Below are 23,757 nucleotides of genomic sequence, written 5' to 3'. Positions count from 1 at the left end.
GGGTGTCAGGCATACATCTGTGACTGGCCCACCGCCATCGGGAGCAAGCCCCCTCCCACATTTTGATCTTCATGTGCTCCAGATTCTTGGTGATATTGCTTCTCTGCCGAGTATGGCCGGGCGCAGCAATCGCCATAGATCTATCAACCACCCTCGCGCCAGCAGTGCTTCACTGGCCAGGCAGCGGGCGACCAGCAAGCCCGGCAATTGGGTCAAATCGCCGCGCACTGCGTGGGGCAGCGAGCGGCAACGCTCAAGCAATTCAGGCTCAACCTCACCCGTCACCAGCAATGTGGCAAACACCGGCTGCCCATTCAGCCCGATAGGCGAATCCAGCAGCCCATCGGCGCCCACGATGCGCTGGCGCTCATGCCAGAGCAACTGCCCGTCGCGGCGAATATCCAGGTGTGATTGAAAGTGGCCGAGGTCGAACCGTTCGCCGCTGGCCGGGCGCCCCAGGGCGACCACATCCCAATAGAACAACCGCGCATCGCCCAAGAGCTCGATGCGCGTAGTGAGTTCGGCCTGGGCGGCGCTGAACACGATGGTTTCCTGGGGCAGCCATTCCAGCGTCGCGCCGGCCTCGACGGTCAACTCGACTTGCTGAAACGCCGGGCCGCTGGCGCGGTACCACTTGGCGGCGCCGGGGCTGGTCAGTTGCGCCCAGGCCCCAGTGCCGACATGGGCGCTGATGTCCAGGCGATCACCGCCGGCAATTCCGCCGGGCGGGTGCACGATGATGTGCTGGCACACCCCGGGGCCTTCGGCGTACAGGTGCTTTTGCACCCGCAGCGGGCCAAGGTGGCGGCGCAATACCGGGCGGGTGGTGTCGCCGAAACGTGCATAGCCGAGTTCCAGCTCGGCGTGCCAGCTGGGGGTGAACAGGGCAGGGGATATGGGCAGGTTCATGGCTGGTTGCTTATCGTCAGGAGGCTACAGATTAGATGGTTACCAGCCCACGCACACCTTCGCTTTCCATATTTTCACCGCGGCCTTGCTGCACGATTTCACCTCGGGACATCACCAGATACTGGTCCGCCAGCTCGGCGGCGAAGTCGTAGAACTGCTCCACCAGCAGGATCGCTATATCGCCGCGTTCCGCGAGCTTCTTTATCACCGCGCCGATTTCCTTGATCACCGACGGTTGGATGCCTTCGGTGGGCTCATCGAGGATCAGCAGGCGCGGGCGGCTGGCCAGGGCGCGACCAATCGCCAATTGCTGTTGCTGGCCGCCGGACAGATCGCCGCCACGGCGATGCTTCATTTGCAGCAACACCGGGAACAGCTCGTAGATGAAGGCGGGCACTTCCTTGGCTTCGGCGCCGGGGAAGCGCGACAGGCCCATCAGCAGGTTTTCTTCCACCGTCAGTCGGCCGAAAATCTCCCGACCCTGGGGCACATAAGCGATGCCAGCATGCACACGCTGGTGAGGCTTGAGTGTGGTGATGGCCTTGCCTTCCCAGGTCACCGCGCCTTCCTTGGCCGGCAGCAAACCCATCAGGCACTTGAGCAGGGTGGTCTTGCCCACGCCGTTACGCCCGAGCAGGCAGGTGACTTCGCCGATCTTCACGTCGAAGGACAGCCCGCGCAGGATGTGGCTACCGCCGTAGTACTGGTGCAGCTTGTCGACTTGCAGCATTCTCAAAACCTCCTCAATCCCCTGTAGGAGCGAGCTTGCTCGCGAAAAACCTGAGGGCGCCACGTGCATTCAGGATGCCCGCGTTAGCGTTAACGATCTTCGCGAGCAAGCTCGCTCCTACAGGAAAACCATCTTAGCGACCGAGGTAGACCTCGATCACCCGCTCATTTTCCTGCACCTGTTCCAGCGACCCTTCGGCCAATACGCTGCCCTGGTGCAACACGGTGACGTGGTCGGCAATCGAGCCCACAAAGCCCATGTCATGCTCCACCACCATCAAAGAATGCTTGCCCGCCAGGCGCTTGAACAACTCGGCGGTGAACTCGGTTTCGGCGTCGGTCATGCCCGCCACCGGTTCGTCCAGCAGCAACAGTTGTGGGTCTTGCATCAGCAGCATGCCGATTTCCAGGAACTGCTTCTGGCCGTGGGACAGCAAGCCGGCGGGCCGCTGCACCGAGGTGGTGAGGCGGATGGTCTCGAGTATTTCGTCGATACGGTCCTTCTGCTCGCCGCTCAGGCGTGCGCGCAGGCTGGCCCAGACCGACTTGTCGGCCTTCTGCGCCAGCTCGAGGTTTTCGAACACGCTGAGGGCTTCGAACACCGTAGGTTTCTGGAACTTGCGGCCGATGCCGGCCTGGGCGATCTGCACTTCGCTCATGCTGGTCAGGTCCAGGGTTTCGCCGAACCAGGCCTTGCCGTGGCTGGGCCGGGTCTTGCCGGTGATCACGTCCATCAGCGTGGTCTTGCCCGCGCCGTTGGGGCCGATGATGCAGCGCAATTCACCGACGCCGATGTAGAGATTCAGGTCATTGAGGGCCTTGAAACCGTCGAAGCTGACGCTGATGTCTTCCAGGGTCAGGATGGTGCCGTGGCGGGTGTTGAGCCCTTTGCCTGCCGCCTGGCCGATACCGATCGCATCGCGGCCGCTGCCGGCATCGAAAATAGGTTCAAGCATGACGTTCCTCATTTTTTCAGCAGGCCGATAACGCCCTTGGGCAGGTACAGGGTGACGATGATGAACAGCGCACCGAGGAAGAACAGCCAGTACTCCGGGAAGGCTACGGTGAACCAGCTCTTCATGCCATTGACCACGCCCGCGCCGAGCAACGGCCCGATCAGCGTGCCGCGCCCGCCCAAGGCCACCCACACGGCGGCTTCGATGGAATTGGTCGGCGACATTTCGCTGGGGTTGATGATGCCCACCTGCGGCACATACAGCGCGCCGGCAAGCCCGCACAACACCGCACTCAACACCCATACGAACAGCTTGAAGCCACGTGGGTCGTAACCACAGAACATCAGGCGGTTCTCGGCATCACGCAGCGCCGTCAGCACCCGGCCGAACTTGCTTTGCGCCAGGCGCCAGCCGATGTACAGGCTCGCCACCAGCAACAGCACTGTCGCCACGAACAACACCGCCCGCGTAGCGGGTTCGGTGATGCCAAACCCGAGGATGCTGCGGAAATTGGTAAAGCCGTTATTGCCGCCAAACCCGGTCTCGTTGCGAAAGAACAACAGCATCCCGGCAAAGGTAAGGGCCTGGGTCATGATCGAGAAATACACGCCCTTGATCCGCGAACGGAAGGCGAAGAACCCGAACACCAGCGCCAGCAATCCAGGCGCCAAGACCACCAGGCACAAGGCCCAGAGGAAGTGGTCGGTGCCGGCCCAGTACCAGGGCAATTCGGTCCAGGACAAAAAGGTCATGAACGCCGGCAACTGATCCCCTGACGCCTGGCGCATCAGGTACATGCCCATGGCATAGCCGCCCAGGGCAAAGAACAAACCGTGACCCAGGGACAGCATGCCGGCGTAGCCCCATACCAGGTCCAAAGCCAGGGCGACGATGGCATAGCAGAGGATCTTGCCCACCAGCGTCAGGGTGTAGGCGGAAACATGCAAGGTACTGTCCGCCGGCAGCAGCGACAGCAGCGGCAATGCCAGCAGCACGCTGAGGATCACCACGCCGACGGCAATCGTCACCTTGGGGCCGGCCTTTTGCGTGGCCGTGAGCATCAATGGCTGATTCATCAGTCGATCACCCGTCCTTTCAGTGCGAAGAGTCCTTGCGGGCGTTTCTGGATAAACAGAATGATCAGCGCGAGGATCAGGATCTTGCCGAGCACGGCGCCGATCTGCGGTTCGAGAATCTTGTTGGCAATACCCAGGCCGAACGCCGCCATGACGCTACCGGCCAGTTGGCCGACACCGCCGAGCACCACCACCAGGAACGAGTCGATGATGTAGCCCTGGCCCAGGTCCGGGCCGACGTTGCCGATCTGGCTCAGCGCCACGCCACCAAGGCCCGCGATGCCGGAGCCGAGGCCAAAGGCGAGCATGTCCACCCGTCCGGTGGGCACGCCGCAGCAGGCGGCCATGTTGCGGTTCTGGGTGACGGCGCGCACGTTCAGGCCCAGGCGCGTCTTGTTCAGCAGCAGCCAGGTGAGCACTACCACGAACAGCGCGAAGGCGATGATAACGATGCGGTTGTACGGCAGCACCAAGTTGGGCAGTACCTGGATGCCCCCGGACAACCAGGCAGGGTTGGACACTTCGACGTTCTGCGCGCCGAACACCAGGCGCACCAGTTGGATCAGCATCAGGCTGATGCCCCAGGTGGCGAGCAGGGTTTCCAGCGGTCGGCCATACAGGTGGCGAATCACTGTGCGCTCCAGAAACATGCCGATGGCGGCGGTGACGAAGAACGCCACCGGCAGCGCGATCAACGGGTAGAACTCGATAGCAGCAGGCACATAGCGCTGCATCATCAGCTGCACCACATACGTCGAATAGGCGCCGAGCATCAGCATCTCGCCATGGGCCATATTGATCACCCCGAGCAGACCGAAGGTGATCGCCAAGCCCAGCGCCGCCAGCAACAGGATCGACCCCAGGGACATGCCGCTGAACGCCTGGCCGAGGATCTCGCCCATCATCAGTTTGCGCTTGACCTGGGCCAGGCTGGTTTCGGCGGCGGTGTGCACGGCGGCGTCGGCTTCCACCCCTGGCGCGAGCAGCGCTTCAAGACGGGTGCGGGCCAGCGGGTCGCCGGTGCTGCCGAGCAAGCGCACGGCAGCCAGACGCACCACCGGGTCACTGTCCACCAGTTGCAGGTTGGCCAGGGCCAGGCTCAGGGCGGTGTGCACACCCTCATCGGTCTCGGCGGCGACCTGCTGGTCGAGGAATTTCAACTGCGCAGGTACGGCGCTTTTTTGCAGGGTACGGGCTGCTGCCAGGCGCACCTTGGGGTCGGCGGCGAGCAACTGCTGGCTGGCCTGGACGTTATTGATCAAGCCGCGCAGGCGGTTGTTCAGGCGTACGGTCCTGGTCTCGCCGTTGAGCGTGAGCTGGCCTTGTTGCAGGGCGTCCACCAGCTCGATGCGCGCCGGGTCGGGCTGGGCGGCCCAGTCCTGGAGCAGCTTGGCTTGTTGCGTCGGGTTGGCGGCGAGGAAGTCTTCTGCGTCGCCTGCATATGCCGCCAAAGGCAGCAACAGCAGCAATGCCAACAAGCAGCGTGGGAGGGCAGTAGGCATAACACAATGTCCTAGTCATGCGCGGTCAACACTGTGGGAGGGGGCTTGCTCCCGATGGCGGTGCGTCAGGCAATGCATGTATCACTGACCCGCCGCTATCGGGAGCAAGCCCACTCCCACATTTTTGATCTGTGGTGGGCTTTAGTTGCTCTTCACGGCATAGTCCGGCTTTTTGTCATTGCCCGGAATGTAGGGGCTCCACGGCTGCGCCCGAATCGGCGCTTCGGTTTGCCACACCACCGAGAACTGCCCGTCGGCCTGGATCTCACCGATCATCACCGGCTTGTGCAGGTGGTGGTTGGTCTTGTCCATGGTCAGGGTGAAGCCCGACGGTGCGGCGAAGGTCTGGCCGCCCAGGGCTTCACGCACTTTGTCGACGTCGGTGGACTTGGCTTGTTCTGCGGCCTGGGCCCACATATGGATGCCTACGTAGGTGGCTTCCATCGGGTCGTTGGTCACGGCTTTGTCCGCCCCCGGGAGGTTGTGTTTCTTGGCGTAGGCTTTCCAATCGGCGACGAACTTCTGGTTCACCGGGTTTTCCACGGACTGGAAGTAGTTCCACGCCGCAAGGTTGCCCACCAGCGGCTTGGTGTCGATGCCGCGCAGTTCTTCTTCGCCCACCGAAAACGCCACCACCGGTACGTCGGTGGCCTTCAGGCCCTGGTTGGCCAGCTCCTTGTAGAACGGCACGTTGGAGTCGCCATTGACGGTGGAGACCACCGCGGTCTTGCCGCCAGCGGAGAACTTCTTGATGTTGGCAACGATGGTCTGGTAGTCGGCATGGCCGAACGGGGTGTAGACCTCTTCGATGTCTTTGTCGGCCACGCCCTTGGCATGCAGGAACGCTCGCAGGATCTTGTTGGTGGTGCGTGGGTACACATAGTCGGTGCCGAGCAGGAAGAAACGCTTGGCGCCGCCGCCTTCTTCGCTCATCAGGTACTCCACCGCCGGGATCGCCTGCTGGTTCGGTGCCGCACCGGTATAGAACACGTTGGGCGACATCTCTTCGCCTTCGTACTGCACCGGGTAGAACAGCAGGCCGTTGAGTTCCTCGAACACCGGCAATACCGATTTACGCGACACCGAGGTCCAGCAGCCGAACACCACGGCCACCTTGTCCTGGGTCAGCAGTTGCCGGCCTTTCTCGGCGAACAGCGGCCAGTTGGAGGCAGGGTCCACCACCACCGGTTCGAGCATCTTGCCGTTCACACCGCCCTTGGCGTTGATCTCGTCGATGGTCATCAGCGCCATGTCTTTAAGCGAGGTTTCGGAAATCGCCATGGTCCCGGACAACGAGTGCAGGATGCCGACCTTGATGGTCTCGGCGGCCTGTACGGTCCAGGTCAAGCCCATGGCAACCAGGGATGCCGACAAAGTAAAAGCCTTGATCAAGCTACGACGCTGCATGGTGCGATCTCCGTAAACCGATATTTTTATGAGGGCAGATACACAGGACTTTGCAAAGGCTGTGCCTGCGGCGCAAACCACCGGTGTCGTTGATCGATTGCTGCGGGCGTTGGCAAGGGCGTGCACTAGCTTGGCGCCGCAATACCCGCAAAGTGCATGCAGAGCGCTAAAACGGGGCATGGAGATAGATATGCAGCGCAAGCACCGTGCAGGGATGTTCCAGCATGAGGGTTCAGGTAAGGCGTACGCGATGCGCCTTCGCTCCTTTTTCGCGAGAGCTTTTATGGACAAGACCCCCGGTACAGCAGCCCACCCGTCAACCCAGGCCGTTCATTTGCCGCCTCTGAGCCCGCCTTTTATCAGTGCAGACGACGCCGTCTACTGGGCGCACCGTCAAATCCTCCATGGCCTGGAATGGGAATTCGGTGGTGTGATTTTGAAAGACAAAGAAGGTTATTTCCGCGCGACCGCCCCCAAACACGGTGAAGCGTTCATTTTCCGTTTCGAGGAGGTGCTGCCGGCAGACAAGGTTGGTTACCCTATCGCACCCGCTGGGTTCGAGGTGGTTGCGATTTATCACTCTCATGCTGCGCGGCATGGTCAAGTGCGCGCAACGGGGTTGACAGATGCCGAGACGCGCTTCCTCCTGGGTTCGTTCCTCCCCGAGGAAATGCTGTTTAACCTCAACCTGGGCGCGGGGGTGCCGGTGCATTATTTGTCGGGGCCGGACGGGTCTCTGATCAAGTATGTCTGCAGCGGTAGTGCCACCGAACATGCGTTGTTTGAGCGATTGTTGGAAGACATCCAGGGCACCGCGCGCGACGAATATGTACATACGTTAAGCCAGGAAAGTGCCGCTGCGGGCGAGCTGTGGGTGGTGGTGCCCAATCAAGAGTGGGGAGGCGTACGGGGCCGGGTCAAGCCTGGGTGGGAGATAGGTACTGCCGTGACCTCAAGGGTTGAGGCGTTACCTTTGTGTACCCGAGTGTTTGCACTGGCCGACAAAGCGGCCATGGCTGCTTTGGACAACCGCGCGCCAGCCGGGGCGGTGACCCATGGGTTTATTCTCAAAAGTACCCAGGGCTATGTGGCCACTTGGCCGGAGCCGGCAACTCCACCGTGGTTCTCGCCAGCTGTACTCTTTCCTGTCGATGATAACGGCAGTCTCAGGCTGCCTGAGCATTGCGCTCTACAAGGTGCCTACGTCGTGGTGCCAGACAAGGTGGGAGGGCTATCCAGCGTGCCCGAGCCCTGGTTATACAAGTCGATGTTTTCGGCGTTGCAACTGGCGGTGGGGATCGGGCAGCTAAAGGTCAATGCCGACTTGGGCGACCAGCATTCGCCGATGGACCTGTATTTCAAAACCAGCGACCGCGCCGTATTGCGTTACCGGCTTAGCGGGTCGGCCCAGGAGGCGACGCTGTTTACCGAGCCTGCACCTGGCCGCTTCAGTGATGACGGCAGCGAGCAGCGCATGGCCTCCGGTGCCCTGGCCTCGCGCGATTATGTCCTGCGCGTTGCCCAGGCCGGCCAGTTGGCGGTGATCCGCACCAGCCAGGTCTGGGACGAAAAAACCACGCTGACCCAGGACTGGCAACCGTATTCGATCAGGCAACAGCCATTGAGCCCGGCGTTTGTCACGGCGGACGATGCGGCGCGGTATGCCCATGCGCAAGTGGACTACGGACGCTTGAGCAACTACGCCGCATTGATCCTGCAGCGGGCCGACCAGCGCTTTATCGTCACGCAGCCTGTAAGTACTCAGCGGCCGCGTTTTGCCTTGGATGCGGTCTATCCGTTGGATGAGCACGGTGCTCTGATCATGCTGACCCCAGGCTGTCGACTGCACGCGTTGTTCTGCTCCAGGGCTATGTCCGAGGCGCCGCAGGGCCTGAGTGCCAGCGAGGCCCAGGTTGCGCAGCAGATGTACATGGACACCGATATCCATGCCTTGCTCTCGAACCGCCAGGCGGTAGCTTGCGGGTACCTGTCTGGCTCGGTCGACAGCCTGCTGGCCTACACCACGCAAGACCTGCAGACCTATACCGAACGTGAGTTGCTGGAGCGGGTGACACCCGTGCAGGGCCACAGCCCGGTGGCCCGCGCCTTGTCGGGCGGTGAGCTGTTGCCCAGCGCCTTCGTGCGTGAACAAGCCTATCCCGGGCGACTGCGTGTTGTGGTTGCCGGACGCCTGTGGGGCGCCGTGGGACCCTTGCCCGAGGATTGGCAACCGGGTGACACCGTCGATATCACGCGACTGCCGCAAACCCCTTTGCTCAGTCAGGTTTTTGCCTCGGCGGTGGACGCCGTGCGTAATGCCCACAAGAGCATCCTGGATCGCTATGGTCGTCCCCCCAGCGGCCTGGGAGTGGTGCTAAGGCATCGCTCACTGGCGCAGTACGTGACCACACAACAGGTTGCCCCGCAATGGCTCGATCAACTGCTGCATACCTGCCGCTTTGCCGAGTCGCTGCAACAGGCTGGGTTTGAAGTCGACAGCTTTTACCTGTCCAGCGTGCGTGTGCCTGATTCGGCAACCGCTTCGGGAGGCTGGCTGGCGCGGCACTTTATCGGCCCTGGGGATTTGCAGGCGGCCATTTACGACAACGTTGGGGCCAGGCGCTTGCCGCTGGCGCAGCGATTAACGCTGCACATTGCGACACTTGAAGGCGCCTTGCTGGCGTATGACGCAGGTTCCGATGACCGGCTGTTCGGTGCCGATGCGCAAGCCGGCCAGGCGTCGTTCAAGCGCCGCCTCGACAGTGACGAGCTGTCCACCACCGATTTTGTCCGGCACGTTGCGAGCGCGGGCGCGTTACGCGTGGTCGATGCCAGTGAGTGCTGGGACCAACCCGGTCAGATTAACCCCAGTTGGGCGCCATTCTCTGGCATGACGCGTCGGCGCCTGAGCCCGGCGTTTTCCTGTGCCGATGATGCGGCGCGGTATGCCTCCACTCGCTTGGGCGACCGGCGTGACCAGGTGTATGGCGGGCTGATCCTGCGCTCGACCGCAGGCCTGTTTGTCGCCACCGAGCCTTTGGTGGTGCATGTGGAAAACTTTGACGTGCAGTGGGTCCGCTCCAGGGAGCTGGTGGATAAAGGGCTGTTTCTGGGGGGCAGTACCGTGGTCGCCTTTTATCATAGTTGCAGCGCGTATGAGCCGCAGTTTCCGACCACGGATACGCAATGGAATGTCTACCGCAACATGTACTCCACGGCGTTTGTGGCGGATGTGCTCAGGGACCCGTCGCAGCAGGCGGCGTCGCCGCGCACTGATTATCTGTTGTGCAACGATGGCGCGCTGCTGCGTTATCGCTTCACCGGCAATGCAGCGCAAAAGGCGTTGGCGGCTGAGCTCAACGTGGCTCCCGCTGAAGCACCATGGCACCTGTATAACCCGATCGAAGAGCAGATTCGGGCCGGCATCTTGCAACCGGCCGAATGGGTCAATCGTCTGGCCTACGCCGGGGAGTTGGCCGTCTTGCAGGGCAGCCAACTGTGGGGTAACCCGCGACCTGTGGTGTCGTTTTTACCCTATGAGGTGCGGTTGGACTTGTCGTCCGGCAGCCCTGTGCAAGCGGATACCGGCTTGACCCCCTTGTTCACCCAGGCGGCGGACGCCGTGCGTTACGTGCATCGCCTGAGCCAGGAGCGGGAGCAGCACACGTGCGGGTTTATTTTCAAGGCGGCAAGTCATGCGCATTTCATGGCGAGCCTGCCGATGTCCATGGAGGCTGCCGCCGGGTTCTCGCTCAATCGTGTATTGCTCGATGGGCAGCAGCCCCAGGGGTTTGTAGTCAACGGCCTGTATTTGCGCGCGCGCATTGAGCCGCAGGCCAAAGGGCCAAGCTCGGTACACAGTGGCTTGCGGCCCCAGGACTTGGCGGCAGGGGCGGCGACTGCAGCCCGCTATGGTCATGTACCGCTCTATGTCCTATGTGCCGACGGCACGCTTTTGCAACTCGATGGCTCAAGGCCCGCAAGCGAGCGGGATTCTGTTGAGGCGACCCTGCGCAGGGCGACCCCTGTGCCGGCTTCCAATGATCATCGTCTGGCGTTAAGCCCAGTCTTTGTGCATTCCGACGATGCCGCCCGTTACACCCAGCGTCTGGTCGGGCCGTACCAGGGCGATGATTTCCTTGGGGCGATTCTTGAGGATCTGCAACGCCGCGCCTATGTGGCCGTCGAACCTCTGCCAGACAACGACCCCGACGCGGTGCCCAGCGCCGAGGAACGCTTGTTCTGGAAAGTCAGCAGGGCCTCGACCAGTGACCATGAAGTTCCGCTGCCTGAGTACCCCGAAGGCCATCGGGTGGTGATGACTCACCAGTTGTACAAATCCGACTTTGCCCAAGGCAAGGAGGACGCCGCCACGTCTCTGGGCGTCAACTTCATTTCCTGGAGCTACATCCATCGCTACACCCGGGGCCTGAGGGGCTATTTCGACATTCAGAACTATTACCTCTCGACCCGCGATGGTGCATTGCTCAGGTATACCCCGGACTACAGCGTCGATTCGCAGGAGGAGACGATGGTCCACCAGTTCAATCACATAGGTGTTTATGACGCCCGCGAGATGCTGCGGCTGATGGCACCCTACAAGACCTTGAATGTGGTGCTTGCCGGTCATTTCTGGAGGCGCAAAGGGCTGATCGGCGATGAGCTTGCGGCACCGGTCGCCAAGGCTTCACCTACGGTGCAGGATGCGCCGCCGGGGGACGGTTTTCATCGGGAGAAGGATGAGTTTTAACCGCAATAGTTGAGACTGGACAGCCTGTCGGCGGTATCGGTTTTTAAACCATGCGATAACTATGTTGTGCCTGTGCGTCTTGCTGACGGTTGAAAATTTCCAGCTTTCATTCAACCGTTTTCAGGGAGATCCGCCATGACGGATAGCACGCAATCAGCTGATCCACCGGCACCGCCGCCGCCGACGCTTACCTCTCTCAGCGCAGCTTTTATCAGTGCCGACGACGCCGCGTACTGGGTGCATGAGCAAATAGGCCGTCAGCGCGACAGAGAATATGGCGGGGTGATTCTCAAGCACAAGAACCGTTATTTCGCGACCACACCACAGCCGGGTAAGGCCTCGTCATTTACCCTGAACGAGGTCTTCGATACGGCAAATGACGGCACGCTTATCTTGCCGCCGAGTTATACGTGCACGGCAATCTATCATTCCCATCCGCTTGATTACGCGGCGTATGAGGGCACGCACTTTACCGCTGATGAGCGCACGCTCCTGCTCGGGTTTTTTTCGCCTCCCGACATGAAAGTCATGATTGGCTTTCGTCACATCGCCGGCACCCATTATTTGTCCGGGCCCGAAGGCTCGCTGCTCAAGTACGTGGCCAGTGGTTCGCCCAAGGAGCTGGCGTTTTTAAAGCGCTTGGACGATGGCGACCCCAGGGATATGGATGTGCACGAAGACGTCATCCCACAGTTGGCCGAAGCGGGCGAGTTTTCAGTCCTGGTGGCCAACGCCGTTTGGGGCGGTGTACGCGGGCGTGTCGACAAAGACTGGCGCATGGGGGACCGTTTGGTCGGGGGGCAGGCACTGCACCCGTTGTTTACGTCGGTATTCCCAGGTCGGGACCTGGAAAAGCTGCTGCCGGTGAATACCGCCGCGTCGGCCCAGCCCGTGTTCGGGTATGTACTCAAGGCCATCGGCAAGGACGAATACATCGCCCCTGTTCCCGCCTGGGAACAGCAACGTCTCGTGGCACCCGAAGCGTTGTTTATGAAACGCGCCGAGGGCCGCGTACGCCTGCCGTCCAACTTTCGGATTGATAGGGTTTATTGTCGGATACAGCCGAAAGAAACGTGGCAGCATCGGTATTTTTTCACCCCCTCACTGTTGGCTGCCACCCTTGCCCAGTGGCGTGCCGACCCTGCGTTATACGACTCGCACCGGCGTCTGACGCTGATGTTGCGAAGTGCCGATGACGCGTTATTGTCCTACACCTTTTCCGGTTCTGAGGCAGAAGCCCAGTTCCTTTCTGATGCCGGGGACGTGGTTGAAACGCGAATGAAAGAGGCCAGGTTTACCCCTGCCCAGTTTGTCGAGAAAATGGCCAGTTTGGGTGAGTTGACCGTGGTGCAGGCCGGGACAGTATGGAAACGGGCGGGACGGTTCGCTGTTGAACCCCCGGCTGCTGAAACGCTGCCACTAAGCTTGAGCCCGGCCTTTATCAGTGCCGACGACGCCGCTTGCTGGGCACACGCAGCCATCGGCCAGCGTCGCGACGTCGAGTACGGCGGCGTCATTCTCAAGCGCGGCGGCCGCTATTACGCTACCGATCCTGTGGCGGACCAACGCAACAGCTTTGATCATGGGCTAGTGTTGGCCAAGGACGATGAAGGCCACTTCATCGCCCCTGACGATTATGTCGCCGAGGCCTTCTACCATTCCCATCCTGCCGATGCCGCGCAAATCCAGGGTATGTTTCCCAGCTTCACGGCTGACCAGGTGCAGCTGTTCAACAACTACTATTCGGTGGCGGACCAACTCTTCAGCTTCAGGCAGCGGGCGTTTGCCAAGACTCACTATTTTTCCGGGCCGGATAACGTGTTGCTCAAATATGTCAGCAGCGGTTCTGCGACGGAAAAAAAACTGGAGCAGCAGTTGCGTGATGGGACGCTTGAGCCCAGCAGCGATTTCGAACATCTGATCTGGAAACTGGCCGAGGCCGGCGAACTCTGGGTGGTGATCGCGAACCCTGTGTGGGGCGGCGTTCGCGGCCGCATCAACCACGGCTGGCGGATCAGGACGGCGGCGATGACCGGGCAACAACTGCCGTTTTTCACCGCGGTGTTTCCAACCCCTGAAGCGGCCGTGTTGCGTGCACTGTTGCTCTCCGGTGCGACCGACCAAGGCACCAAGGTAGGGTTCGTGCTCAAGCACAGCCGTGAGGAGGCCTACGTTGCGACCTTGGCGTTGCCCAAGCGTCACCCGCTGTTCTCGCTCGACGGGGTGTTTCCTAAAGGCCCCGACGGCAAACTTCGATTGCCTTCCCACTACCGGCTGGAGGCCATCTACTTCACCAGTTTTTACGAGACCCATGAAGTCGCGGCGCGGGAAAAGTGGCTGGCCAGTACTTTCTTTACACCGGCGCAGGTGGTGGCGGCGACCCGTCAGGCGCGGGCGACCCTGGAGTTACAGAACACGGGCCGTGGATTGTCCCTGTATATGCAAGCCTCGGACGGTGCCCTGCTGGCATTCAAGGTGCCCGAGGCCACACCCGCCAGTGAGTTGGTCCGGCAGGGCAGCGGTGGCGAGTTGAACGACAACGGTGCACAGGCCGCGCTGCTCAGCGGCACCCTGAGCCCGCGCGACTATGTGCGCAGGGTCATTGCGGCAACCGAACTGTCGGTGGTGCAGGCCGGTGGCTTGTGGCGCAAGGTGGGCAGTGTGGATAACCGCTCCGACCTGTTGACGTCGTTCTACACGGCGACCTTGAGTCGCTCGTTTCTCTCGGCACGGGATGCGGCAGTGTATGCCCATGAGCAAATTGGTAACTGGCGTGATCGCTACTACGGTGGTTATGTGCTCAAGGGGGAAGACGGACGTTTTGTCATTACCGAACCCATCGCCAGCGCCGCCAACCCCTTTGCCTTTACGTTGTTTTTTCCTCTGGGCCACGCCGGGCCGTTGATCCCACCGGAACCCTATGTGCTGTATGCGCGCTACGGCTCGCACCTGGCGCTGTCTATGGCTGACCCGGTGGCGGTGGCACAGCGCGGCTGGACTCGCGATGAAGCGCAGATCAACCAGCAAGTGTTCAGCACTGCCGAAATCTACTCGATCATCCCGGCTGGCCGGCCCGCGTATCTGTCGGGGGCGCAGGACTGTCTGTTGGAATACACCCCGAACAACTCGTCCCAGGAAATGTTGCTGTTGGCCAACCTCAGCCCGCAGGCCGGTGAAGACAGCCTCGGTAAACGCCTCGACAGTGGGCGTATCAAACCTGCCGATTGGGTCTGGCGCCTGGCCGAGGCGGGAGACTTCAGGATTATTCAAGGCAATGCGTTGTGGGGGCCGCGCTCGGTGGTCTACAACGACTGGACGCCCAACTATACCTACGCCCCTCGATCGGGCCCACCTGACTACGTCACCTACGGTGCGGTGTTTGCCAGCGCCGATGAGGCCGCGCGCAACCTGCATGGGCGCGTGCACGGGCGCAATTTCGCCTATTCGGCCTGCTTTGCGTTCATCCTCAAGCACAAGGACCAGGAACAGTACATTGCGAGTGAGGTCGTGGGTGTCGCCGCTCAGACCAAGCTGTTCAATCTCAATCGCTTGTTTGAGCTCAAGGATGGCGGCGGCTATCGGCTGCCCGACGGGTTTGAAGTGCACGGGCTGTTTCGCTCGCAGCAGTGGTCGCCTTCCGGGTTGAACACGTCGAACGCATGGCTGACGCTGTTTTTTGTCACGCCGGATGTGCTGTATAGCGCGCTCTATGCCGCTGATCGAGCGGGTGCGAAAAAACCGTCGATGTATTTTTCGACTCTTGATGGTGCGTTGTTGCGGTATGTGCCCGCGCCCCTTGATGTAAGCAGCGGCGGCCCGGCAGATACGTTATTGACCCAGGCGCAGGAACTGTTGAACTCAGGTCGCAAGCTCCCCCTGGATTTCCTCAGGGAGTGGGCGCTCAAAGGCATGCTTGATGTGGTGCGTACCAGTCAGTATTGGGATAAAAAAGGCTTGGTCTCCATCACATGGAGCGGTTACGAAACTTTGATGCCGCGGCGTTTGAGCCCCTCCTTCGCCAATGCCGATGATGCGGCCCGCCACGCTGCGGCGAGGCTCGATAATGGCTATCGTCGGGCTTATGGCGGCGTGGTCCTCAGGCTGGTCAATGGGCTGTTCGCAGCGACGGAACCCCTGGCGCTGCCGCCCCAGGGGTTTGCGCTGAATTGGATCTACCCTGGGCAGGCGGTCGCGGCGGGGTTGTATCCGGGAGGCAGTACGATTGTGGCGCGGTATCGGTCCCTGGTGGATCAGGAGTTACCGCTGCTGCTGTCCGCGACTCAAAAAGCCATCTACCAAACCATGATACCGAGTGCAGTGCTGGGATCCTTCTTGCACCGTGAGCGCCATCTCAACCGGGAGTACGTATTCGGCGCAAGGGGCTCGATCCTCAGTTACCAACTGTCCAGCGCCGCCGAGGAGTCGTTACTCATGCAGCGTCTGGCACCCCTGAATCCGGTGAGGGCGGATTACGGCGATAACCTCATCGAACAGCAAATACGCAGCGGGGCACTCTTGCCGCAGGACTTTGTGACTGAGGTGGCAAAGGCTGGTCAATTGCGTGTGGTAGAGGGGGGTCGGGTATGGGGGCCGCCAAGAACGATCATGGCGAGATTTTTACCGAATCAACTTCAAGTCAACGCCAGGGATATTCGCGCGGTGTTCCTCGATCCGCCCTGCGGTCCCCTCTTCACCCAGGCGTACGATGCTGTCCGTTACGCCCAGCGTTTGGGCAAACCGCACACAGACGTGGCGTTCGGTTACGTACTGAAGTCAGTGAACAAGCCGCTGTACATGACAACCTTGGCGCTGGTTCGAGAAAACTTTGCCGACTTCAGGCAGGTATTTGTCGACGGGAAATTGCCTCAGGGTTATGTGATTGATGGCCTGTATCTTTACGCTTCCAACGTTGCCATCGCCCCTGCGGATGATGAAATGGCGCACAGTTTCTTCCCACCCCATCGCATCGCCAGCGCGCTCAACTTCCTCACTTATGCACGCAACGGTAATATTTTGCCGCTTTATTTGTTGTGTGGTGACGGTGCGTTGCTCAAGTATGTGTTTCCCAAAAGTGCGCCATTGTATCCGGTGACCGGTGAGGCACATCTGGATCGCACGAAGCTGCTTGAAGGTACTCTCAAAGTGCGCGATTACGTGCGCCGCCTGGCGAGTGCCGGAGAGCTGGATATCCGAGTCACCAGTGAAATCTGGGGCAAGGCAGAGCGGGTCACTGGCGATTGGGAACCGAAGAAAGCCCCCCATGTGTTTGCCGATGCCCCCTATTTTCATTCGTTTTGCGGGCCGCTGTTTCTTTACCCCGATGACGCTGCCCGTTATGCCCAGAGCTTGGTGGCACCGTTCAAGGCCAAGCAGTACCTGGGCGCGGTATTGACGCCGGAGAGTACGCAGGGGTATGTGGCGATCGATCCGGTGGAGGACCAGGATGCAGGCGGTATAACGACCCTGGTGCGGTTATTCCGCGGCGCTCATGCCGGGTTGGAAGTACCTGTGACCAATGTACTGAGCACCTACAAGATTGCCGCTGTGCAGTTCTTCTATCAGTCCATCCGTTCAGCTTCCAGCTTTGAACAGATAGACCAAGCGCTTTTGCACAACTTCGTTTCCAAGGACGACCTGCGCAACGCTGTGTCGGTGATCAAGAATAATGTTCCCGATGCCAAGAGTTGTTATCTCTCCTGCCGGGGCGGTGCTTTGCTCAAATATGTACCGGCCTTTACCCAAGCTGAAACCACGCTGCTCAGCCCGGGTTTACCGCCGGACCCGAAAGTGCTGATCAGTCGGCTGAGGGCCCAAGGCAGTCTCTCTGTGCTGGTCACCGATTTTTTCTGGTCGCGGGCGGGCGTGCTGGGTGAGCACTGGAGCGTTAACGAGGAGCGGGTAGAGTCACAAATCGACGAGTTCTGGTATGCACGGGAAAAAGATGAGCTCTGATTTCAGCGCCTGCGCATCAGACCGATAAAAAACAGCCCGCCGATCGCTGCCGTCGCCACGCCAATCGGCAGGTCTTCAGGGGCGATCAGGGTGCGTGCCGCGACGTCGACCCACACCAGGAACACACTGCCCAGCAGTACACACACGGGTAGCAAGCGCCGATGCTCGGCACCCACCAGGCGCCGGGCGATGTGCGGCACCATCAGGCCGACAAAGCCGATGGAGCCGCTGATCGATACCAGTACGCCGGTCATCAGCGACGCGATCAGGAACACCTTGAGCCGCACGTTGCGTGCGTTCAGGCCCAGGGTCACGGCGGTCTGTTCGCCAGCCATCAAGGCATTGAGCGGGCGGGCCATACCCAGCAGCAGGGCCAGCCCCATGACTACCGTGGCGGCGGGAATCGACAGCAATTCCCAGCGTGCCAGACCCAGGCCGCCGAGCATCCAGAACATCACCGCCGAGGCGGCGCGGTGGTCGCCCATGAACAGCAGCAGGTTGGCCATCGCCATCATCACAAACGACACCGCTACACCGCACAACAGCAGGCGATCACTGTCCAGTCGGCCGTTGCGACTGGCCACCGCCAGCACCACCAACATGCTCAGCAGTGCACCGACGAACGCGGCAATGGGCAAGGTCAACAGGCCGATGATCTCACCCACATGCAGCACCACGATCACCGCGCCGAGGGTGGCGCCGGAGGTCACGCCGAGCAGGTGCGGGTCGGCCAGCGGGTTGCGCGTGACCGCCTGCAACACCGCGCCGATCAACGCCAGCCCGGCGCCCACCAGCGCCCCCAGCAGCATGCGCGGCACACGAATCAGCCACACGATATGTTCCTGGCCCATGCTCCAGTCTACGGCACCCATACCGAACGCCTTGTTCAGCAGAATCCGCCACACCATGTCCACCGGAACCCGCGCCGAGCCGAACCCCAGAGAGACTACGCAGGAGACCAGCAACAACGCGCCAAGGGCGCCCAATAACAGCAGGTAGCGACGGGTAATCATTCGCCGTGGAACCCCTTGGCCAGAGCTTTGACCGCCAGCACATTGTCGATACCTGGCGTGGCCTGCACGTAGGGGATCACGATAAAGCGCTGGTGTTTGATCGCGTCCACCGCTTGCAGGGCCGGGTTGTTCAGCAGGAACTGCTTTTTCTGCTCGGCAGTGATTTGGCTGTAGTCGACGATCACGATCACCTGCGGGTTGCGCTCCACCACGGTTTCCCAGTTGACCCGGGTCCAGCTGGCGTCGATGTCATCGAGGATATTGCGCCCGCCAGCGGCGTCGATCAGCGCTTGTGGCATGCCCAGGCGGCCCGAGGTCATGGCGCGGTCTTCGCCGCTGTCATACAGGAACACTCGTGGCTTATCGGCAGGCAGGTTTTTTCGCACCTGCGCCACCTGTGCCTGCATCTGCGCGATCAAGGTATTGGCGCGCTCCTGCACGTCGAAAATCCTTCCCAGGTTGCGCAGGTCGTTATAGGTATCGTCCAGGCTCGCAGCCGGGCGCTTCATCACGAACGCGCATGACTCGGTCAGCTCATACACATTGATGCCCAAGGGTTGCAGGGTGTGCGGCGTGAGATCGCCGCCCACGCGCATGCCGTAGTCCCAGCCGGCGAAGAAGAAATCCACGTTGGCGTCGAGCAGGGTTTCCACCGACGGGTACTTGCTTGCCAGTTCCGGCAGGCCGTCGAGTATGGCTGCCATTTCCGGTGGCACCGACTTCCAGCCGCTGACGCCGCTGTAGCCGGCCATGCGTGGCTTGAGCCCCAGGGCGAGCATCATCTGGGTCATGTTGATGTCGTGACTGACCGCGTGTTGCGGGGCTTGCTGGAAGGTCACGTTGCGGTTGCAGCTCTGGATGGTCAGCGGGTAACGGGTGGCTTCGGCGAACGCTGGGGCAGTGGCGAACAGCAGGGTGAGCGACAGCAGGGCGCGCAAGATCATGGTTGGGTTATCCAGGTGATTCGGGGGTAGCCGGACAAGGGGTGAGTGTCGATCAAGGCTTCGACGCCAAACACCTCGCGCAGCAAGGCGCTGGTCAGCACGTCGTGGGGCGTGCCGGTGGCGACGATGCGCCCGTGGTTGATCACGTATAGACGATCACAGAAGGCCGCCGCCAGGTTCAGGTCGTGAATGCTCGCCAGGGTGCCGATGTCCAGGCGCTTGACGAGTTTTAACAGCTCCAGCTGGTAGCGTGGGTCGAGGTGGTTGGTGGGTTCATCCAGGATCAACAGTTGGGGCTGCTGGGCCAGGGCGCGGGCGAGGATGACGCGCTGTTTTTCGCCGCCCGAGAGGGTGACGAAGGCATGGTCTGCGAAATCCAGCATGCCGACCGATTCCAGCGCGTGCCGGATCAGTTGCCCGTCGTGCAACGTGTCGCTGTCAAACAACCCCTTGTGGGGCGTGCGGCCCATGGCGACCACTTCATCCACCCGCAAGCCGAAGGCGTCAGGGAATTCCTGCAGCACTACGGCGATACGTTGTGCGCACCACTTTGCGCTTTGCTTCCAGACGTTCTGGTGTTCAAGCGACACATCGCCATGCTCCGGCCGGGTGAACCGGTAGGCGCAGCGCAGCAGGCTGGTCTTGCCACTGCCGTTAGGCCCGATCAGCCCGACAAACTCCCCGGCAGCGACGCGCAGGCTGGCGTCACGCAGTTGGAACTGGTGATGGCAGTGATCGTGACCGGGAGGGGTCCAGCCCAGTTCGCTGAGGGTGAGTGAGGTCATCAGTATTCTCAAGTCCACCATAGATCAACATGTGGGAGGGGCTTGCCCCCTTCCACATGGGGTTTGTGTTTTATTCAGTCAGAAGGTGTAGTCAGCGGTGACGAAGAACGAGCGCGGTTCACCCAGGATCCACTGCTGCCCATCGTTGTACTGGCTGGCCGCATACGTGCGATCGAACAGGTTATTGAGTTGCAGGCCCAAGGTGGTATTGCGCATGGCCTTCCACGACAGCGTGGCATCCACCACGGTGTAGCTCGGCAGCTCATTCTGGTTGGCCATGTCGGCATAGCGCGCGTCGACGTAACGTACACCGGCACCGGCACGAACGTTGTCGGTCACGGCCTTGCTCAGCCACAGGTTGGCGGTGCGGCGCGGCACGTCCACCGGGCGATTGCCATCACGGGAAACCGGCACACCGCCGACGTCCTGCTCGAAGTCGTCATACTGCGCCCGCACGATGGCGGCGTTGGCTTGCAGTTGCCAGGCGCCGGGCAGTTGCAGGTCGAGGCTGGCTTCCAGGCCGTCGGAGGATTGTTGACCAACTTGCTGCTTGACGTTCGGCTCGCCCGGCACGTCAGTCAGCAGTTTCTTCTTGACGATGTGGTAAGCCGCCAGGGTCCATTCACCGCGTGCGTCCCAGAACGCTTGTTTGATACCGATCTCGGTCTGCCTGGCAGTGGACAGGTCAAACTGCTGCTGGCTCGGGCTCAGGGAAATCAACCCGCCGACGCCATCGGTGCTGGTGGCGTACTGGCCGTAGACCGAGGTATCCGGGGTGATGGCGTAGACCAGGCCGGCTTTCCAGTTATTGCCGGTGAGGGTCTTGTCGGATTGGCTGCCGGTACGCAGATCGTCGCGGTCGATGTGTGCGTAGTCGCGGCGGATGCCGGTGATCAGCGCGAGTTTATCCGTGAGCTGCAGGCGGTTTTCCGCAAAGCCGGCGACCGTCTTGGTAGTGGTGGCGAACACCGGTTTGAACGGGTCCTGGCTGGCAAACGGCGCAGGCGTGGGGTGATGCAGGTCGATGGGCTGGCCGTTTTCCAACACGTCATTGAACGGCGTATTGCTCGCCAGGCGGAAGCGGATGCGGTTGTATTCCACGCCCGCCACAGTCTGGCTTTCGAGGCCGAACAGGCTGTGCTTGAAGGTGAAGGTCTGTCGATCACCCACCTGTTCCTGATTGTGCTTGATGCCGAAGTTGCCGCTGCGGGTCAACTGGCCGTTGGCGAAGTTGTAGTTCTCGGCGTTCTGCCAGCGACGCTGGTTTTTCAGGTAGTAAAGCTCGTTGGTGGCGCTGAGGTTATCACTCAGTTGCCACTCGCTGGTCAGGCGCGTCCATTGATCGTTGTAGTGCTGGGTGTCGTTGCTGACGTTGTAGTTCTTGTCGCGCAGGCCCTTGTGCAGTTGGCCGTTAATCAATGGCGTGCCGAAGTAGTTTTGCGGGTGCTGGTCGCCGTAGTCGCTGGCCAGGGTGAAACTCAGGTTGTCGGCTGGCTGCCAGCGCAGGGCGCCGCTGATGAAGTCGCTGCTGGACTCGCCACGGTCGATAAAACCGTTGCTGCGCAGGCGGTTGAGGTTCAGGCGGTAGCTTAAGGTGTCGGTCAGCGAACCGCCGCTGTCAAGGGCCTGCTGCTGGCGGTCGTAACTGCCGTAGCCGAGGCGGATATGGTTTTCGATCTCGCCTGCGAAGGGTTTTTTCGAGATCGTATTGACCACCGCGCCGGTAGCCCCTTCGCCGTAGAGCACCGAGGCCGGGCCGCGCAGTACGTCCACCCGTTCCACGGCCCAGGTATCCACCGGGAAGGTCGAGGTGCCCATACCGGTGTACATGCGGTTGCCGTCGTAGAGCTGCATCACCGAGCTTTGGCCGGTAAAGCCACGGGCCTGCAGCGTGGTGCCGCCATCCCCTGGCGTGCCGGTGCGGCTGATACCGGTGGCGCGAGAGATAGCGTCTTGCACGCTGGCATCGCCCCGTTCGCGGATCTGCGTGCCGGTCTGGCTTTCCACGCTGCCGGGGGTTTGCAGTGCCGTCAGGTTCAGGCGCGATCCGGTGGTGGTTGGCGTGTTCAGGTCGACACGTTCGTCATCCACCGCCGGCGCGGTGATGGGGCTGGCGGGCAGGGTCAGGGCTTGGGCGTTGGCATGCAGGGCGAGCAGGCACAGGCCGCTCGCAAGGTAGTTGTTCATCGGTCGATCAATCGCTTCTTGGCAGGTACTCGCCGCAGGGCGCGGCGAGTAACGATAGCGCAGAAAATGTTATAAGTTAACACTTGTTGGCTGCGGGACGAAAGTCCGCAAGACTACAGAAGCCTTGTGGGACGGGCATCTCGCCTATTTCATGCTGAACCTGAGGCAGATTCACCTTGGCCAAAAAAGCGCGACAGCACCAGGCGATCCAAGACCCACACCAGAATCAACGACGCCCCCACCAGCGGGAAAACGATCGCCAGCCCGAGCATGATCACCATCGCGGTCTTCCACTTAGGCAAGTCATGACGCAGTGGCGGCACACCCAGCCCGCCCTGTGGCCGGCGCTTCCACCAGATCACCACGCCGCTGACAGCACTGAGCAGGATCATCAGGCAGATCAGCAGCACGATCAGTTGGTTGACCCAGCCGAACATCTTGCCTTCATGCAACATCACCCCGGTCTCGGTGGCGCGAGCGACCAGGTTGTAGTGTTGCCAACGCACATCGGCGAGGACCTTGCCGGTGTACTGGTCGATATGCAGGGTGGCGTCATTGCGCGGGTCGTTGGCGAACACCGCGACGGTGAACACGCCGGTGGCGGTGGTCGGGAAGGTGATGCTGTAGCCGGGCTCGACCTTGTGTGCGTTGGCCAGGTCGACCACCTGTTGCAGGCGTACGGTCGGTGCGGCAGGGCCCGAGTGCATGGCGCCATGGTTCATGTGTTCGGCGTGGTCGCCGGACATCGGCATCGGCGTGTTTTCCATGGCCCAGGGCACGGTTTGTTGGCTGGCGCTGTTGAGCATGCGCGCCTGCTGGTCGGATTGCGGCACGTCGGCCCACATCGCCGCCGGAAAAGTGTTCCACAGCGCAGCATATTGCTTGCCCCAGAAGCCGGTCCAGGTCATGCCGCTGAGCAGCATCACCAGCAAGAAAGCCGCGCCCCAGAAGCCGACGACAGCGTGCAGGTCGCGCCAGAGCAGTCGGCCCCGACTTTGCAAACGAGGCCACAGCACACCGGCCGATGACTTGCCGCGTGGCCACCATAGGTACAGGCCGGAAACCACGAGCATCACGCCCCAGCCGGCGGCGAGTTCGATCAGGCGGTCACCGAGGGTGCCGATCATCAGCTCGCCATGCAGGGCGCGGGCGATGGCTTGCAGGTTGTATTGGGCGTCCTGTTCACCGAGTACGTTGCCGCGATAGGGGTCGATGAACAGCGTGACTTCGCGCCCGTTTTTTTGCATGACGAACTGCGCGCTGCTGTTAGCGTCGACCGGGGGCAGGTACTTGCTGATCGCCGCCTGAGGGTTAGCGGCCCTGGCCCGTTGCAGCAGCTCGTCGGCACTCAACGCGTGTTCTGCGGCAGGCACGTTGAGCAGGTCGGCGTACATCAGCGGGTCGAGCTGGGGCTTGAACAGGTAGATGATGCCGGTCAGGGCCAGCAGCACCATGAAAGGGGCGACGAAGAGGCCGGCGTAGAAGTGCCAGCGCCAGGCCAGGTTGTAGAAGGAGATCTTTGGTGTGCTCATCAGGGGCTCCGCAAG

13 protein-coding genes are annotated in these 23,757 nt (G+C 61.3%); 2 read left to right on the top strand and 11 right to left on the bottom strand.

The window, feature by feature from the left end:
• Positions 1–69: 69 nt before the first annotated feature.
• The 6 genes from ASD70_RS18085 to urtA form a co-directional block, all read right to left on the bottom strand.
• Positions 70–909, bottom strand: coding sequence for an urease accessory protein UreD (locus ASD70_RS18085; protein WP_046070688.1), 840 nt, complete (start codon positions 907–909; stop codon positions 70–72).
• 31 nt (positions 910–940) lie between these two features.
• Positions 941–1,639 (bottom strand): urea ABC transporter ATP-binding subunit UrtE, encoded by a 699-nt coding sequence (gene urtE, locus ASD70_RS18080; protein ID WP_056847080.1) that lies wholly within the window; start codon positions 1,637–1,639, stop codon positions 941–943.
• 133 nt (positions 1,640–1,772) lie between these two features.
• Positions 1,773–2,606, bottom strand: coding sequence for an urea ABC transporter ATP-binding protein UrtD (urtD, locus tag ASD70_RS18075; protein WP_162252756.1), 834 nt, complete (start codon positions 2,604–2,606; stop codon positions 1,773–1,775).
• A complete protein-coding gene (urtC, locus tag ASD70_RS18070) occupies positions 2,603–3,670 on the bottom strand; it encodes an urea ABC transporter permease subunit UrtC (protein ID WP_056847079.1) in 1,068 nt (355 codons plus the stop codon). Before urtC ends, urtD begins: the two co-directional genes overlap by 4 nt.
• On the bottom strand, positions 3,670–5,172 hold the full coding sequence (gene urtB, locus ASD70_RS18065; RefSeq protein ID WP_046070692.1) for an urea ABC transporter permease subunit UrtB: 1,503 nt from the start codon (positions 5,170–5,172) through the stop codon (positions 3,670–3,672). Before urtB ends, urtC begins: the two co-directional genes overlap by 1 nt.
• Before the next feature lie 141 nt (positions 5,173–5,313).
• Positions 5,314–6,579 carry an urea ABC transporter substrate-binding protein gene (urtA, locus tag ASD70_RS18060; protein ID WP_046070693.1) on the bottom strand — a complete coding sequence of 422 codons (1,266 nt, stop codon included), beginning with the start codon at positions 6,577–6,579 and terminating at the stop codon, positions 5,314–5,316.
• A gap of 283 nt (positions 6,580–6,862) precedes the next feature.
• On the opposite strand from urtA, the gene ASD70_RS18055 reads away from it, so the two are divergent.
• Together ASD70_RS18055 and ASD70_RS18050 are read left to right on the top strand one after the other, a co-directional pair.
• On the top strand, positions 6,863–11,329 hold the full coding sequence (locus tag ASD70_RS18055) for a DUF4329 domain-containing protein (protein ID WP_162252755.1): 4,467 nt from the start codon (positions 6,863–6,865) through the stop codon (positions 11,327–11,329).
• A 135-nt stretch (positions 11,330–11,464) separates the two neighbouring features.
• A complete protein-coding gene (locus tag ASD70_RS18050; protein WP_082561448.1) occupies positions 11,465–17,281 on the top strand; it encodes a DUF4329 domain-containing protein in 5,817 nt (1,938 codons plus the stop codon).
• 2 nt (positions 17,282–17,283) lie between these two features.
• Here the strand turns inward: ASD70_RS18050 and ASD70_RS18045 are convergent, their stop codons facing one another.
• The 5 genes from ASD70_RS18045 to ASD70_RS18025 all read right to left on the bottom strand — a co-directional run bounded on the left by ASD70_RS18045 (position 17,284) and on the right by ASD70_RS18025 (position 23,742).
• Positions 17,284–18,294, bottom strand: a complete 1,011-nt coding sequence (locus ASD70_RS18045) for a FecCD family ABC transporter permease (RefSeq protein WP_046070695.1) — start codon at positions 18,292–18,294, stop codon at positions 17,284–17,286.
• Positions 18,291–19,238, bottom strand: a complete 948-nt coding sequence (locus ASD70_RS18040; RefSeq protein ID WP_056847077.1) for an ABC transporter substrate-binding protein — start codon at positions 19,236–19,238, stop codon at positions 18,291–18,293. Before ASD70_RS18040 ends, ASD70_RS18045 begins: the two co-directional genes overlap by 4 nt.
• Complete coding sequence (locus ASD70_RS18035) at positions 19,235–20,023, bottom strand: ABC transporter ATP-binding protein (RefSeq protein WP_046070697.1); 789 nt, start codon at positions 20,021–20,023, stop codon at positions 19,235–19,237. Before ASD70_RS18035 ends, ASD70_RS18040 begins: the two co-directional genes overlap by 4 nt.
• Positions 20,024–20,101: 78 nt before the next feature.
• Complete coding sequence (locus ASD70_RS18030) at positions 20,102–22,210, bottom strand: TonB-dependent receptor (protein ID WP_056847076.1); 2,109 nt, start codon at positions 22,208–22,210, stop codon at positions 20,102–20,104.
• A gap of 149 nt (positions 22,211–22,359) precedes the next feature.
• Positions 22,360–23,742: a PepSY-associated TM helix domain-containing protein gene (locus tag ASD70_RS18025; RefSeq protein WP_056847075.1), complete on the bottom strand. Its 1,383-nt coding sequence runs from the start codon at positions 23,740–23,742 to the stop codon at positions 22,360–22,362.
• Positions 23,743–23,757: the final 15 nt, after the last annotated feature.

Origin of the sequence: Pseudomonas sp. Root569 (assembly GCF_001427465.1) — a bacterium.
Classification (GTDB): domain Bacteria; phylum Pseudomonadota; class Gammaproteobacteria; order Pseudomonadales; family Pseudomonadaceae; genus Aquipseudomonas; species Aquipseudomonas synxantha.
This window is presented reverse-complemented; position numbering and strand designations above follow the sequence as displayed.